This is a genomic window from Flexistipes sp., from assembly GCF_036172515.1.
GTDB lineage: Bacteria > Chrysiogenota > Deferribacteres > Deferribacterales > Flexistipitaceae > Flexistipes.
In genome coordinates this window covers 53864-70528 of record NZ_JAXKVW010000012.1, presented here as the reverse complement: position 1 = coordinate 70528, position 16665 = coordinate 53864, and the positions used below count along the sequence as shown (strand labels likewise).

The following is a 16665-nucleotide window of genomic DNA, read 5'->3' as shown; positions in this document are numbered from 1 at the left end:
ATATCAACAAATATGCCAATAATTGAAGTAATGCAAACAAAGCGGTATTTAGTTGGTAAAGTTGAAATAATACGAACATAATAAATACTTAAATTAAATTATTGTGCATATTTTACACACCAATTTAGAATATTATCCATTTTCATTAAAAATATTTAATTCAAGTTTCGCACTTACGCTGTTTTCACGTCTTTGTTCACCCTGTTAAATATCAGCTTCGCTGATTGCCTGTGGCATTTAACAGGGCAGGGAGTGAATACGACGAAGCAATATCTCTACTTTTCTTGTTTTGAGATTGCCACAACCCTGTTTCCACAGGGTTCCGCAATGACCGAATTAAGTGCGAAACTTGAAAAATGATATTCATCAAAGAAACAGGGCTACGGTTTCAAAGACCATTTGTTTTTCAGATTTAAAATTTTATTTAGTGCTACTGAGCCAATATTTGCACATTTTAAAAAAACCGGAAGAAAAGTAAGGAAAAACCCTTGATTAATGTGCTTTTTTATATTTTAGAAAGCGGGACGCTATCGATGAAATAGTTTAGATGGTGAAACAGTGAAATAAAGAGGCAGATTCAACGTTCAAAGTTTAATGTTGGTGGATTTATTTTATATTTCACGACCTCTCCATCACGCATCACAAATTACACATTACGCATTGCGGAACTCGTCAACGCGCTTTCAGACTCATCCATTGTGCTCAATGTATAGTTTGTATATCTTTTTTATTTTTAGCTTCAAACATTTATCAGGGTTACTCTAGGTCATCTTTCAATCTTTCGTATTCATCACGGGTAATCTCACTGCGGGCATAGCGCTTGTTTAAAATATCCAGCGCATCCTCTTCATGATGCTTATTCCGGTGGTCACCACGCGACTGTTTTTTGTTTATCATGGTAACTGCAACCCAGATAATTAATCCCATAATCACCAACAAAAAAATCCAGCCAAACCACATACCGTTCATCATAATATTTACTCCTTTTAAAATTCATAACCGTTCAATTACTGACTTTAACTTACCCTGAATCGTTTGAGCCACTTCGCCCAACTGGGAATTATCGATGGCCTGCATGCTCGCCACCGGATCCACTGCGGCAATCTCTACCTTGCCATCATCGGTCTCCTGCACAATCACATTGCAGGGGAGCATAGTTCCTACTTTATCTTCCGTTTGAAAAGCTTTATACGCGAATGACGGATTACAGGCGCCAAGAATTTTGTAGTTGCGAAAATCCACATCCAATTTCTTCTTCAAAGTTTCTTTAACATCGATTTCGGAGAGAATACCGAAACCTTCCTCCTTAAGCCCAGTAATTACTTTTTCTATAGCCTCATCAAAACGCCCATCAAACATTTTTGAAAAATAGTAGCTCATGATTTACTCTCCTTATATATCATTTTTTAACCTTCAGGATTCGGGCGTTGACCGCTACGATTACAGTACTAAGCGACATCAGCACAGCGCCCATAGCCGGATTCAATATGATTCCGTAAACAGAGAGTGCACCGGCCGCCAGCGGAATTGCAAAAGCGTTGTAACCGGTAGCCCAGACCAGATTCTGTACCATTTTGCGATAGGTGGCTTTGGCCAGAGCGATAATATCCACTGCATCTTCGGGATTGCTGCGCACCAAAACAATATCGGCGGTCTCTACCGCAACATCGGTTCCGGCACCGATGGCTATTCCTACATCTGCCTGCGCCAGTGCAGGGGCGTCATTTACACCGTCACCGGTCATGGCCACAATCAGACCCCTGGACTGCACTTCCTTCACTTTATCCGCTTTCTCATTAGGGAGTACTTCTGCAAAATAATCATCCAGGCCCAATTCTTTTGCCACGTATTCGGCCACCTGCCTGTTATCTCCTGTCAACATCATCGTTTGTATGCCCATTTCTTTTAATCGGGCAATAGCTTTTTTGGACTCGGGACGAATAATATCCGCCAATGCAATGGCGCCCTGCAATTCTCCGTCCACAAGCACAAACACCACTGTCTTGCCTTGTGCATTTAATTTGTCGATCTTGCCGTTTTGTTGAAACTCAATATTGTTCTCCCGCAGATAGCCGGGGCTGACCACCATCACTTCTTTGCCTTCCACTTTACCTTTAGCGCCTTTGCCTGGAATAGATTTAAAATCGGTCACTTTTATTAATTTTTCTACCGAATTCATAATGCCTTTTGCAATGGGATGTTCGGAATTTTGCTCCACGGCTGCGGCATAAGCCAGCAGTTTTGACTCTCCCAACTTGCCGTCCAAAATCACAGTGTCAGTCACTCCAAATTTTCCTTCGGTGAGCGTGCCGGTTTTATCAAAAATAATCGCCTGCAGATTGCGGGACGCTTCAAACGCCGCCCGATCGCGAATCAACAAACCGTTGCGGGCGGATATAGCTGTGGATACCGCCACCACCAGCGGAATAGCAAGTCCCAGGGCATGTGGACAGGTAATAACCATCACCGTTACTGTGCGCTCCAGAGCAAAGGCAAAATCCTGATGCACTATCGCCAGCCAAACAAACATGGTAACCGACCCGGAAACGATTGCAATAATGGTTAACCAGAATGCCGCCCGATTTGCCAAATCCTGAGTTTTGGATTTGCTCTCCTGAGCTTGCTGCACCAAATCAATCACCTGCGAAAGAAATGAATCTTTACCGGTTTTTTCCACAGATATGGTGATGGAACCTTCCCCGTTAATGGAACCGCCTATTACTTTGGTATTCTCTTTTTTGGATACAGGTTTCGATTCACCGGTAATCATCGCTTCATTTACAGATGTTTGACCCTCTAAAACCTTGCCATCGGCAGGAATCTTTTCTCCGGGTTTTATGAGTACCCGGTCGCCGGTGTTCAGTTGATTCAGCGGTACATCCTGCACACTGCCGTCTTCCATCAGCTTATGAGCCTCTGAGGGCATTAACTTTGCAAGTTCCTCCAGAGCGCGGGAAGCACCCATTACCGATTTCATTTCTATCCAGTGCCCCAGCAACATGATGTCGATCAGTGTAGCCAGCTCCCAGAAGAATATCTTGCCGGACACACCGAACACCACCACACTGCTGTAGAAATAAGCCACCGATATTGCCAGGGCAATCAGGGTCATCATCCCGGGATTCTTTTTACTCAGCTCATCGTACAGGCCCTTTAGAAACGGCCAGCCGCCGTAGAAAAAAACGACCGTAGAAAACAGGAAACTGATAAAAAGGTCACCCGTAAAGCGCAAACTTTCTCCCAGTCCCAGAAAATTCTGTATCATCGGTGACAGGATTAGAATCGGTACTGTCAGCGCCAGCGAAATCCAGAAGCGTTTGCGGAAATCGGCAACCATTTGGACATGATGATTGCCATGATCTTCTCCGTGTCCATCATGTTTGTCATGTCCCTGGTGATCGCCATTATTGGAATGAGCATGTTGGCTATGGTTATGTTGGTCAGACATTATATACCTCCTCATCTATACATAAAATTGTACATAAAAGCTTTTTTTCAATTGCTTTATCAGACTAAGCTTTCTGAAGAACTTGCATATTCTAAAAGTGGGGCATTACCTGTCAGATAGAGGGCTTTGAATAGTGTGTTTTTCTCAGTTTTAGGCCAGGGCACTTAATTATTAAGTGTCCTGGTAGTCCCGCATACTTGATAATACTGGCTCTCGGAATAAACTTTGCACCGCTGAAGCCGCGCTTCCTGAATTATTCAAAACTCTTAGATAATGAGTGTCCGGCACAGAACGGAAGCATAATCCCGCCCACAAAAAACGACGATTTTTAAATCATATTCCGTATATCAGCAGGAATAGAGTCCTGCCTCCGAATTTTTTTATTTGATGGTAAAAATTTATCTAAAAGACTTTATGAAATTAACGGCAGACGGGATTCAAAGCCCCGTCTGCCATTTAATGTTGATTTTGCAAACTACGAAACCTTTGAATAAGTACCCCACCCAACCTCCTCTAATTTAGGGGAGGAGCTTTATCTCCCCTCCTATCAAAGAGTTAGGAGGGGATTAAGGGGTGGTAAGATTTATAAGAATACATTATTCAAAGGTTTTACTACTTGATTTGATTCAGATATTCGCTGGTTTTCTGTCTGTTAAACCCGTCAATCCTTTTACCGTTAACAAAAATTGCCGGTGTTCCACTTATATTCAGGCTTTTACCTTTATTTATATTCCATTCTAGATTTTTTTCAGCTTCTTTGCTGCCTACTATTTTCTTGAACTGTTTGCCGTTCTTTGTTTTTTTTGCAAAATAATCGATTATCTCTTCCTCACTTAAATTTTTATAGTCACCTTTTCCAACATAGTGAAATATTTCATCCATTAAATCATATCCCATCTCAGCCGCAGCATAGTGAATTTTGGCAAAAATTTCTGCTTTTTTATGCATACGCAATGGATAATTCAGCACATAAAAAGCATAATTTTCTTCAGGTATATTTTTCAGAATATCATTCATAAAAAAGTGGGCTCTTCTGCAAAAAGGACACTCAAAATCATCCGCCACAACAATTATATTTTCAGCACCTTTTGTTCCTTTGACAAAAACCATCTTTTCAAGATCATCCTGGCTAAAGCTGACTTTATTGATTTCTGCCTTAAAATCCTGCAATATCTTTTTGCCGCTAACCATATCAATAGCTTCCGGGTAAATGTAACTTCCATCCGATAAAACATGCTGCTCTAACACTCTTTTCAAATTATCTCCGGTAATTTTTAATTTTACAAGGTAAACCTCCGATTTTTCCAACTTCTTTATAACCTTAACCTCAACATTTGGGTTCTTTACCCCGTTATTTTTGAAATTCTGTGTGACTTTTTCCGCAATGTCTTCCTTGATACCTGCCGTTGCAGCATAAACAGCCACTCCAAGTAAAATTACCAGTGCCGCCAAAATAATTCTTTTCATACAAACTCTCCTTAAATATTTTTTATTAGTTTAACCGGATCAGTTTTAATCCAGTTTTTCGTCTGAGCTAAAACAGCCGATACCACTACCACTATCATTACCCCAAAAGTATAAAAAGCGGGTACCTGCATCGCAAAATCGACTTCAATAAAATGCTCGGTAATAATGAACGAAACCGCTGCAGACAGCAAAAATCCAAAAAGTATAGCTGTCACTGTGACCATAAGATTTTCGACAGCAACGATCAAAATTATTTTTTTCATTCTGAAACCGACAGCACTCATTATTCCCGCTTCAACCTTCTGATTTTTTATATTATTCAGCATGTAATTAAAGACTATAAAAACAACAGAAACGAATATTATCATTGTAAATATTGTGTAAAAACCTCTCATGGAATTCAGGAAATTCAATCTCTGCAATTTCGCATCTTTCACATAATATGCTTCCAAACCTGAAGGGAGCTGCTTTTTGAGAACGCCAAGGAATGATTCCAGTTTTTTATTCAGATATGCTTTATAGGGAACGTAAATATTGATTTCACTAACCATATTATCCATGTTCAGTATATTTTGAGCTGTTTTTAAAGGCACTATTATGCTGCCGGAATATTCGGGATTGTCTTTCAGGACTGATTCCACCTGCAATGTAAAACCTTTTATACCTATCCTGTCTTTTTCATTTATATCTAATTCCTCAGCAATCCGGCTGCCCACGATGATACTATTTTCGGATATATTCTTTTTTTCATCAGGATAAATATTCATCCCTGTAATATTGATCTCTCTTCCTCTGAATGTAATATTTTTTGAGATAATATTGTTTACAGAGAAATTCTCCATACCGGAAACATCATCCGTAAAATTCCCGTCAAAAAATCCGCCTGTACTGCCGGTTGTAATATTAACACCCTTATAATTTAAAATGGAATCTCCTGCAGCAGACTTCACTTTGACAATTATTTCACTGCTTTTTACAAAGCCGTTAATTTCTCTGTTAAGAGCATTTGAAACCAGAATAAGACTGGAAAGAATAAAAACAGGAAGCCCTATTACAAAAGTCAGGAAAAGTGTATTCTTTCCGTTTGATTTCATCCTTTTAAAGGCAATATCAAACATTAATTTTATCCTCTTTTGCAAATATTTCGTCCTCTTTTACCAATCCGTCTTCAACATGTATGACTCTATCGGCGTATTCACTCATTTTCATATCGTGAGTAACAAAAACTATCGTATGCCCCTGCTCATGAAGAATTTGGAAATGCTCCATTATCACAGTAGAATTTACCGAATCAAGATTGCCGGTGGGCTCATCAGCCAATATCAGAGGCGGTTCATTAACAATTGCCCTTGCTATTGCCGTTCTCTGCTGCTCGCCGCCGGAAATTTCAGAGGGTAGCTTATTCTTTTTCTCAAGCATCCCCACTGTCAACAAGGCTTTCTCAGCAAGATTCTTTTTATACTCCTTCTCTTTTTTAATAGTGGAGAGAGGCAGCAGCGTATTTTCATAAACGGATAAAAAGGGGAGCAGGTGGAAATGCTGAAATATAAACCCGATGTAGAAAGCTCTGAAATCGGCTTTCCGCTCCTGGGAAAGTTTTGTGATATCTATACCGTCAATACTGATGTTCCCTGCATCAGGTGAAAGCAGTGTTCCCAAAATACTCAGCAGAGTGGTTTTTCCGGAGCCTGAAGGCCCTTTAACCGCAACGAACTCCCCTTTACGCAAACTTAACGTTATATCTTTTAAAGCTTCATAAGTTACACCTTTTGATTTGTACCGTTTCTTCAATCCGTCGATTTTAATAAAATCATCCATCTCGCATACCTCACTATCTATTCGAAATCTTTGGGTAAGTACCCCACCCAACATCCCCTAAATTAGGGGAGGAGGATAAACCTTTCCCCATCCGGGCGAAGATTCGTAAAATTTAAACTTCAAAAATCTTTATTCATTTATAACCACAATCGGGTCCACCCGTGCCGCTTTAAAAGCCGGAATTACTGATGACACAACAACTATCAGATAAGAAAAAACACAGGCAATAAGCAGCTCAGAAATATTAAACGAAGCCGTTACTGAAAAAATTTGCAGATTAGACAACCACAACTTCGAGGTATATACTGCCAGGATATAGCCGGTCACAGCACCCGCCAGACCTTTGATTATATTTTCACTCAAAAGCATTTCTACTATCTGAATCTTTCTGTAACCCAGTGCCCTCAATATCCCAAACTCCTTCATTCGTTCGTTCACAAGGGATACATTTATCAAAAATAGCAGGAAGGATACTGTGATAATAATAAACCCCTCAATTACCTTTGAATACAGAGAAAACTTTCCCACAGTCGCTTTCCGTGTTTTAAGTGCATCTGAAACTTTAAAAACGCTTGCATAGGGAAGTTTGTTCTGAATCTGGGAAGCTATTTGAGGCAGGGGACACGTAAAACAGTAAGCAGCCACCTCAATCAGGTTAAGTTGATACTTACTCCCGGTAAGCTGCTGTAATGTCAGCAGATTGGTAAATATCATCCTGTCATCGGCAGTCCCTGTAGACTCCAATACCGCTTTAATGTTAAACCTTTTCCCCTGTATGTTTACAGTGTCCCCTGTGGTAAGATTCATTTTTTCTGCAACAGCCGCTCCCGCTACCGCATCATTTACAGCCGAGGGCTTTCCCCCACTGAGCTTCCATAAATTTTTGTTCAATTCTAATTCATAAGGAAAATCCACTCCAACAACCGGTGCATTATTACCATTTACATCCAGACTTTTTATTAATTTTGGAGCTATTACGGCTACGTTTTCTTTATTTTTAATGGAATTAATTTTTATAATATCATCCGCCGTCAATACTGCCTTGTTTTTATAATCAGGTGTAATGACGAGATTTGCACCGATTTCATCAAAACTTCTTGAAACCTCACTTTCCAGCTTACTGCTTATCTTGTACACTGCAAATATACTCGCTACAGCTATCAGAATACATATCACCGACAAAAAAGTTTTAAACTTTCTGACTGTAAGATTTCTTATAATAATATTTTCAAGTTTCACACTCAGATCCTCGGCTTCCATTCATAGACAATCTGTTTGTCTACATAAACATAGTTATCTTTAACCTCGTAAGGAAGGCCCTCAGGGGCATATTGAGGACAACCGCCGGAAAGTCCCGTTAAATCGTTCAGATTCCATCTTGTTCCGCACGTTTCGCATACGAGGTTATACTCCTCAATTCTAAAGCGTGTCGATCTGCAGGGCTCGCACATGGCAACGGCCACAATAAGTCTGCCGGCATTTGTAATAAAAGCGGTCAATGCATTGTCAGTACCTTCCACAGCTATATGAACAAGCTTATTTTTTTTGATTTTCTCCAAAGAAATTTTTATTTTATCCGCAGCAATTTCACTCTTTATATTGGTCATACTTATCGGTGAGTTTTCATATTCAAACGTTTCATTTAATCTGTAGTCCCCTCCCTCATATCTTGAGACGATTTGGTTACTGTTTGACGACTTAACGTAAAAAACCCCGATGACTGCCAATATAACAAAAAATGTGCTTGCAATAATCAGCTTATTCGGCCCCTTGTATCGGAATTTATCCTCTTCAAATTTGTTTTTTGCTTCACTTTTCTTCATTTAAAGCCTCCTAAGAAATCCGTAAATATTGAGAATACTTCCTTCGTTAAGCTTTACGGATGAATTTATTAAAATTACCCTGGATTTGCCGCTCAGGGCATAGAAGTTCCGGTCACCCATATTTCCCTCAAAAACCTCCACAGAGGCATTTTTTATCCTGTATGCACTTTTGTAAAAATGAAGCTTATTTCCTAAAATGTTAATCAGCTTTATATGTCCGGATTCCTGAGCTCTGACGGAAACAATCTGTATAAAATCGAGGCCGTCAGTATATTCGGCAATGACACTGGAAGACGTCTCCACATCTGCATTTTCCATAAGTCTGGAAATTTTACCTTCTGCTTCATCTCCGAGAGTGAATGAATTCAGCGGCAGCCCCCCCAGTTTTGCCGGGAGTGTTTTTTCCCAGATGGACAAATTTCTAAAATTAAATGCCAGCAAAAGCAGCAGAATCAGAAATACCAAAAGTACCGTGTCTTCCGACTTAAACAGTGAAAGTATTTTTTTCAACATTCCCTAATGCTCCGATTTACTTTTCTTCTGCATATGCCCTTTTCAGCTCTTCCCTTGCAATTTTGTAAGCCTCTTCACCTATCTCCCCGTTTTTAAATTTTTCATCAAGCAGATGGATATCCAGGATTATTTGATCTTTTTTCTTCTGACCGTTAAGATGCGTGATATCACTGTCTTTGCCCCTATTTTTCAATTTCAGATACAGAAGAAATACGGTAACAGCTGCAATTACAATCAGAATAATATGAGGGTTTAATCCTGAAAAAGGGGACTGATACCAAAAGCGAACAAGCCATTGGGGGTGAAAGCTTACATCTGTGCCTGCAGTTTCTGCAGCAGCAGTGCCGGATGTTTGTACTATATAAATATTTTTCTCTGCAGACGGTATTGTGCTTCCACTCATATAAACACTGTACAATACGTCTTTCATATTCATTTCCTGTACTTTGTTAACTTCACCACCCTTTACTTCAAATCGTTCTGCAGGCACCAGAATATAGGATCTTTTGACAAGTATGTTTTTGCTGAGATCCATTAAAATTCTGTTATTTCGCGATGAAAAAGCGTAACTCAAAATCACTTCATTTTTGCCCGGCTGAAGTCTAAGCTGCACTTGAGCTGGATTTTCATTCTTTACTTCTCCTGCGGTATTGCCCAGCAATTTCAAATGCCTATATCTGCCGGGTGAGAATTTTAATGATTTGTTAACACTTTCCCCTGATTCATTGATAATAAACAGAGCATGGGTTACAGAAACGAACCCGTTAAATCCTTTATGTACGAATATTTCTTCCTGCTCTACAAATGTGTTTTTATCAATTTCCACTTTTTCAAATGCCGTTGCTGGAGAAAACGACAAAAAAACAAAACACGCCAGAAACGCTGTAAAAATAAACGATAATCTACTCATACAATTCCCCTTTTTTCAGCCGGCTCAGTTTGTACTCAATTTCCTGATCTATATTTCCGGACTTTTCCTTCTCTTCTTTCAGGAGATTTACAGCTTTCTGCCTGTATAAGTTATTAAGTCTTTTATAATCTTTTTCACTTAACTTATTCATCTTGTAATCAAATTCAATTTCACCCAGTGTCTTATATACAGAACGCTTTCTCTCCTCCAGAGGTACCGATTTGTCAGACATGTCGTCCAAAAATATCAAATCTTCTTTTCTCACCACCGGCAAGACCGTTATCAACACAGCAACAATCATTACAATCACAAGAGCGATATATATCATATTATCTTCCTCCTAATAATGTTTCTTAATTTCCTCATCAAGATAATCCTCGTACTGTTCAATTTCCTTCTCATTTATATTTGTACCGGCTTCTGCTTTTCTGCTGTTGAATATCCAGCGGTCAAGACAGATATAAATCACTATAAAACCGATAATTATAGCCACAAAAGGGCCCGCCCAGGCAATTATATTAAACTTGCTGCTTACAGGGGGAGCTGCCATCACTTCCTCTCCGTAAACGGAAATCATCCTGCCGTATATCTCCTTTTCACTCATTCCTTTGGTCAGCATGGCGATTATATCCTTGCGCATTTTCTGTGCTGTGGCATTTTCACACGTTTTAAGATACATACCACATCCGTCTGTACACATAAGGTTGGCTTCAATTTTTTTAAACAGCGCTCTGTCCAATCTCTCAGCATAGGAAATGCTGTAAAAGAGAGAGAGAAGAAACAGAACAGTCAGAATAATCAGAGAGCTTTTTCTCATAATATTCATGATGAAACCTCTTCGTACATTTTGGGGTTAAGCTGACTTCCTTTTCCCGGCCACAAAGCAAGCAAACCGCCGAGAGTAAGGATAAAACTGCCAATCCACATCCATATAATCAGAGGATTAATCTTAAACATAAAATCCGCCGCCCTGCCGCCTTCAAGCCAGTTTTGAAGAACAATATACAAATCCTCTTTTAATGTGGAATGTATGGAAACTTCCGAAAAAGGCCTTTCGCTGTTGGAATAGAAAACTTTCTCCGGCCTGGCAGTTGTGATAAATTTATTATTTTTAAATACGGCAAGATTTGCATAGATTGCTGTGCCGTTTTGTATTTCTGTCTTCTGCAAACCCTTGTACAAAATTTCATAACCACCTATTTCAGCTTTCTGACCAACAGCAAGGCGTGTTTTCATTTCCTGATTGAACACCTGGGAACCGATTATACCAAAAGTAATTAAAATAATGCCTATATGAACTATATAACCGCCGTAACGGCGTCTGTTTTTCATAACCATAAGGGCTAACGATTTTAAGAGCATCTCACCGGTTATTTTACTACGGGCAAACATCCCCTTTACAAACTCCTGAACAGTTGTGAATAATGCAAAAAAACATATTGTAAAACCGATCGCAGCATAAAGGTTTTCTCCATTCAGCAGATAAAAAATTACGCCGAAAAAAATCAGAGACAGCACCACCGGCACCAGAAAATTAACCTTGAAATTCCTTTTTGATGATTTATGCCAGGCAATTAAAGGACATATACCCATTAAAAGAACCACTCCAAGCAGGATGGGCGCCATAATCTGATTGTACCAGGGAACACTCACAGAAACCTTAACTCCCCTGAGTGCTTCAGAGATAATAGGAAAGACTGTCCCGAGAAATACGGCAAAAGCTCCGCCTACAAGAAATAAATTGTTAAAAAGGAAGCTGCTTTCTTTGGAAACATAAGATTCAAACTCCTTTCCGGATGTAAGATGACCGATTCGGCTGAACATAAGCCCCAGTGAAACAATAAGTACAAGGAACATGAACATCAGAAAATAAAAGCCGAGAGGGGAGTCAGAAAAAGAATGAACAGAGGCAAAAACCCCGCTGCGTGTTAGAAACGTACCAAACAGCGTTGCCAGGAAAGCAAAAATAATCAGCGATACATTCCATATTTTCAGCATATTTTTTCTCTCCTGAATAATTACGGAATGTATGTAAGCGGTCAGGATAAGCCACGGGATAAACGAAGAATTTTCAACCGGATCCCATGCCCAGTATCCGCCCCAGCCGAGCTCCACATAGGCCCATATACCGCCGAGAATGTTACCCAGGCTCAGAAAAACCCATGCCCAAACAGCCCATTTCCTTGTATTTCTAATCCACCAGTCATCTGTTCTTTTTGTAATGAGTGCTGAAATTGCAAATGCAAAAGGCACACTTACTCCCACATAACCGAGATAAAGAGTAAGCGGGTGAAAAACCATTCCGGGATTCTGAAGCATCGGGTTAAGTCCGGAACCGTCAGGCGGCGTAAAATTATAAGCTTCGAACGGGTTAGCTATAAACGCCAGAAGACCCAGAAAAAAAATATTTATAATAAGAAGTACCACCGTGGCATTAGCGATATATTTATTATAAATTTTCCTGAGTTTTAAAGCTATTATGGCCGTGTAAACTGCCAAAAGAAGCTCCCATAAAAGAAGGGAGCCCTTATTACCTGCCCAGAAAGCCGTAAGTTTGTAAATAAGAGGCAGATCATCGCTGGAATATCCGTACACATACTTTATGTTATAAGCCCCGTCAACAAATCCGTACCACAACAAAACGGAAGAAAGAACCACGAGAAAAGCAACAGAGAATGCAGCTCCCCTGCCGCTAAGTATGAGGGCTGAATTTTTTCTGCTTATACCTACAGTATAAATAAGTGTAGCATATATGGAAAAACCGAAAGCGAGTAAAATGCTTAACTGTCCGATAACCTCCATAAATCAACCCTCCAGATCTTTCATCAGCTGTTTATAGGTATCTTCGGAAATTTTACCGTCCAGAAGCATTTTTCTAATCCTTTCTTTTTCCTTTTTTACCTGCTTATTACTCTGTGTGTCCCGAGATTTCTGTGAATTTTTAGCTGTGGAAGGTTTTCTGGTTATAAATACAATAACTACAGCCATCGCTGTAAAAAATAAAGCAACCACCACTATCATTTTATTGTTCACACCTGAGGTGCTGGCCGTTTGTGCCGCTTGTGAATTACCACCGGCAGCTTTCTGAACCGAAGGAGCGGAAGTGTTTCTTGTATATTCGACACTAACAGGTATTTCCTCAGATGCCGCAACATTCTGATAACTGACATAAAAACTTTCAAATTCTCCGTTCATTTGAGACCATTGTGATGCGGGGTTCATCTTAAAATTTTCAGATCCTGTTGGTTTCTTGACTTCAACTGTTAAATTTTTAACAGGAAACGGTGCACGGAAAATATCGGTGAATCTCCTTTGTGAAACCGTTTCATCAAAATAATCAACATAATACTCAAACATTACGGGGAATTCCTCACCGGGAGCAATTGTCCTTGAGGGTCGCCAGACAACTTTTGAATACTTACCTGCATCTTCAACGATATACCGCTGGCAGAGCATACCCTTTTCTGTTTCGCAGAGCATATTTATCTTTGACCCTTTGGGAATGTAATAAGCCAGTTTTCCGTTAAAAGGCTTACCGGTATCGTTAACAAACTTGCCGGAATAAATAATCAATACGTCGGATTTGTCATACTCCGGCCAGATAGAATACCTCAGTTGTTTCATTGTCATGGAATCCTGAGCAAATGCAGCAGATGCAGCCATAACAATAATTGCAGCAATAAATAATTTCTTAATTACATTCATACAGTGCCTCCATATCTTTTTACAGAACGGATAACAATTGATATGCCACTTTTATCTTTCTATATTTAACAGACACTTACATGATATACTCAGAAACCGGTGTAGAATATTATTCAGCTGGTTACAGAATATTATACAAAAAGTCCGTTAAATAAATTTGGTCAAGACGTGTCACTGCTTAATTATCTCTGTCAAAACAGTGTATAGGGCTTTTTTAATATTAATTGGTATTTTGGCATGATTTTTGTTTTGTAAATGGAAAAAGAACACAAACAGGAGTTGACGTGAGTAATTTTAGACTGTTAATAACACTTTTTCTTATTCTTGTTCCAATCACTGTTCTTGCTTGCGGTGGTGAAGATACGTTTTTAAATGACAGTGGAGAGATTTTAAACAAAAACATCAGCGGGTCATTGGATTATACCAATGTAAATTTTCTGCCGGAAGACGCTTTCGGTATTTTATTAAAAGCATTGCAAAATTCACGTTTTAAAGATGAAGAGTTTGTTTTCAGAAAAGCTGAATACGTTCACAGCAAGCTTGTCTATCAGTTTGAAAGCAAAAACTACTTTGAAGATGTAAATGCAAAATACCATTTCGGACCTGTTAACCAGAACAATCATAAAATACGTATTGATGTGGATGCAATGACAGGTAATGTTTACCTTGCTTCCGGATGCGGGGGTTCTCCATCCCAAAAAGTATACACACCCACCCGGTTTGAGAAATATATAGATTTCGGGGATATCTACAAAAAACCTTTCATCCAGAATAATACCGGATTTATTGCATTGCCGTTAAAGGGGCAAATTAACATTGATGGCCGTCTCAACGAAAAAGCATGGGAAAACGCCATGGCACAATACTTTTATACAGGCAAGGGGAAAAACAGATTTTATACAGAGGTGAAATCATATTATGATAACACATCCCTGTACTTTGGTGTAAAAACGGATTCACCCTACTGGCTTTCTCTCCTCTTTAAAGAAGATCCCAATATGGGGATGATGTGGGAATACAAAGATGCTCTTCTCATGAAATCTGACGGTTCTGTTACTGATGCTCACTTTGCTCAAAGAAAGGATGAATCATATTTTTTAAAAAAAGATATCAAAAGCAGAATTGAGAATTATTCAGCATCACAAAACGGTTTGTATACCTATGAGTTCAAAATCAGACTGAGTCCTGATGACAGTGATGAAGATGTCTCTTTTGCAAAAAACAATGATTATTCTGCGGTACTTATGATGGGCAATACCAAAAAACACTACGGGTTATTCACACTCGATGACGCTCATAAAGACCATGAACATTCCAAGGCAAATAAAAACCACGTAAATGTTCAGGCATCTTCAGAGGAAATTTTCAGGATTGGAGGACTTCCGGATAAAAATCTCTTCGGGGAGAATATTGCTGTCAATGCAAATATGCTCAAAACAAGTTTTTTATCAAGCTATAACCCTAACAAACGTTACACACAGCTTTCCTACACAGATACTTCCAAAAAATTCTCTGCAGGAATCACCTCGTTTTTCATCATATTAATGGGATCTTTTATCTTTTTATTTTTTAAAAAAGAAAAAACAGGCAGATCTTTCTTTTACGAGAAAATTTTAAGAAGCAGATACTTTCATCTTATTTTTACTCTTCCCACGGTGCTGATTTTTCTGCTGATAGGTTTTACGGGTTTTTTCGGCGAACAGCTGCCCAGAGAAAATCTGGCAACTATTATCACATGGATCATATGGTGGAATCTTCTGGTTTTCAGCATTATCTTAGCCGGACGGCTGTGGTGTAGAATCTGTCCGTTTGCACTTTTCGGAGATATGATTCAAAAACTGCACTGTTTTAACAAAAAACTGCCCAAAATTTTCAGAAACTATTATCTGCAAATTACACTTTTTGTTATATTGACTTATATATTCGTCAGATTTGGTATCGACAAGAGTCCTTTTTATACGGCAGTCCTGCTTCTTGTATTTACAGTTTCAGCCGGCCTGTTTTCTTTAATGTATAAAAGGCGGACATTTTGCAGATACGTCTGTCCCATAGGCGGAGCCCTTGGAATTTATTCTGTTATAAGCCCGGTACAGATAGAAAGAGAATCCGACAGTACGTGCAGTTCTCATAATCAAAAATCCTGCATCCCTGCATGCCGGACGTTTGAAAATCCCGTTAAAATGCAAAACAGTGTCTATTGCGATTACTGCATGAAATGTTTTACTGCTTGTGAGAAAAACAATCTGCAGCTTTCCAAAAAAAGGTTTGGAGTGGGAAGCGCCTTAAAAACAACTCTTTCTTCCTCGGAAACGGTCGGTTCCTACCTTCTTTTCGGAGTGGTACTCGTGCAGACACTTTCCATGACCTCTGTAAAAACGACTTTTGAAAAATTTATATCATCCATTATCGGCAGCCAGTGGGCTTTTGAAACGTTCTTCTTTCTCACCGTTTTAATACCGCTGCTGTCGGCATTGTTGATTTTCGGTACAATCAGTCTGTTTTCGCGTAACACAAAAAGTAAAAAAGAAATTCTCTCTAAATTATCGGGAGAATCTGCAATAGCTCTTATCCCCATCAGCCTGGGATTGCACTTATCCCATAATTTCTCGCATCTTGTAGAAGAGATAGGGCTGGTTGTCCCCGGCATCATAACTGGTCTGCAGAAATTGGGCGCTCTAAGCAGTTTATATGCTGATTTTAATGTTACTCCGGCAATTTCAAGTGCAGCGTCTGTTTTCTCTCTTCAGAGTGTTTTTATGGCAGGATTTGCCTCCGTTTCAATTTATGTACTGAAAAAACGGAACCTGGTTAACAAGTCCGGCAGAATATTCATTGCAGCCGGTTTCATATTGCTTAGTATACTTCTTGTGTATGTTTTAAGCTTGCCCATGGCCGGAGGGCATGTACATTAGTGGAGATGATTTGAGGTACTTGAGGTTTATCCCGCCCTTAATCACAGATTAAGGGCGGGGTTGTTTAAG

The 16665-nt window shown here is 39.4% G+C and carries 15 protein-coding genes; 1 reads left to right on the top strand and 14 read right to left on the bottom strand.

Annotated features, from left to right (window positions below):
- Positions 1-756: 756 nt before the first annotated feature.
- From UMU13_RS08890 to UMU13_RS08825, 14 genes are all read right to left on the bottom strand, one after another.
- Entirely contained in the window at positions 757-972 is a 216-nt protein-coding gene (locus tag UMU13_RS08890; RefSeq protein ID WP_328218531.1) for an SHOCT domain-containing protein, read from the bottom strand.
- Positions 973-993: 21 nt separating this feature from the next.
- Complete coding sequence (locus UMU13_RS08885; RefSeq protein ID WP_328218530.1) at positions 994-1380, bottom strand: DUF302 domain-containing protein; 387 nt, start codon at positions 1378-1380, stop codon at positions 994-996.
- 19 nt (positions 1381-1399) lie between these two features.
- Positions 1400-3448, bottom strand: coding sequence for a heavy metal translocating P-type ATPase (locus UMU13_RS08880; protein ID WP_328218528.1), 2049 nt, complete (start codon positions 3446-3448; stop codon positions 1400-1402).
- 612 nt (positions 3449-4060) lie between these two features.
- Positions 4061-4915, bottom strand: a complete 855-nt coding sequence (locus UMU13_RS08875) for a DsbA family protein (RefSeq protein ID WP_328218526.1) — start codon at positions 4913-4915, stop codon at positions 4061-4063.
- An 11-nt stretch (positions 4916-4926) separates the two neighbouring features.
- Complete coding sequence (locus tag UMU13_RS08870) at positions 4927-6033, bottom strand: ABC transporter permease (protein WP_328218524.1); 1107 nt, start codon at positions 6031-6033, stop codon at positions 4927-4929.
- A complete protein-coding gene (locus UMU13_RS08865) occupies positions 6026-6733 on the bottom strand; it encodes an ABC transporter ATP-binding protein (RefSeq protein ID WP_328218522.1) in 708 nt (235 codons plus the stop codon). The genes UMU13_RS08870 and UMU13_RS08865 overlap by 8 nt, the downstream gene beginning before the upstream one ends.
- Positions 6734-6862: 129 nt before the next feature.
- Positions 6863-7993 carry an ABC transporter permease gene (locus UMU13_RS08860; RefSeq protein ID WP_328218520.1) on the bottom strand — a complete coding sequence of 377 codons (1131 nt, stop codon included), beginning with the start codon at positions 7991-7993 and terminating at the stop codon, positions 6863-6865.
- Positions 7975-8556, bottom strand: a complete 582-nt coding sequence (locus UMU13_RS08855) for a DUF2318 domain-containing protein (RefSeq protein ID WP_328218519.1) — start codon at positions 8554-8556, stop codon at positions 7975-7977. Before UMU13_RS08855 ends, UMU13_RS08860 begins: the two co-directional genes overlap by 19 nt.
- Entirely contained in the window at positions 8557-9069 is a 513-nt protein-coding gene (locus UMU13_RS08850; protein WP_328218518.1) for a hypothetical protein, read from the bottom strand.
- 16 nt (positions 9070-9085) lie between these two features.
- A complete protein-coding gene (locus UMU13_RS08845; RefSeq protein ID WP_328218516.1) occupies positions 9086-9979 on the bottom strand; it encodes a hypothetical protein in 894 nt (297 codons plus the stop codon).
- Positions 9972-10307, bottom strand: a complete 336-nt coding sequence (locus UMU13_RS08840) for a hypothetical protein (RefSeq protein WP_328218515.1) — start codon at positions 10305-10307, stop codon at positions 9972-9974. The genes UMU13_RS08845 and UMU13_RS08840 overlap by 8 nt, the downstream gene beginning before the upstream one ends.
- Before the next feature lie 12 nt (positions 10308-10319).
- Complete coding sequence (locus UMU13_RS08835) at positions 10320-10805, bottom strand: cytochrome c-type biogenesis protein (protein ID WP_328218514.1); 486 nt, start codon at positions 10803-10805, stop codon at positions 10320-10322.
- Positions 10802-12781 carry a heme lyase CcmF/NrfE family subunit gene (locus tag UMU13_RS08830; protein ID WP_328218513.1) on the bottom strand — a complete coding sequence of 660 codons (1980 nt, stop codon included), beginning with the start codon at positions 12779-12781 and terminating at the stop codon, positions 10802-10804. Before UMU13_RS08830 ends, UMU13_RS08835 begins: the two co-directional genes overlap by 4 nt.
- A gap of 3 nt (positions 12782-12784) precedes the next feature.
- Positions 12785-13684 (bottom strand): hypothetical protein, encoded by a 900-nt coding sequence (locus UMU13_RS08825; RefSeq protein ID WP_328218512.1) that lies wholly within the window; start codon positions 13682-13684, stop codon positions 12785-12787.
- 284 nt (positions 13685-13968) lie between these two features.
- Here UMU13_RS08825 and UMU13_RS08820 point away from each other — a divergent pair, with 284 nt between their 5' ends.
- Positions 13969-16596 carry a 4Fe-4S binding protein gene (locus UMU13_RS08820; RefSeq protein ID WP_328218511.1) on the top strand — a complete coding sequence of 876 codons (2628 nt, stop codon included), beginning with the start codon at positions 13969-13971 and terminating at the stop codon, positions 16594-16596.
- Positions 16597-16665 lie beyond the last annotated feature (69 nt).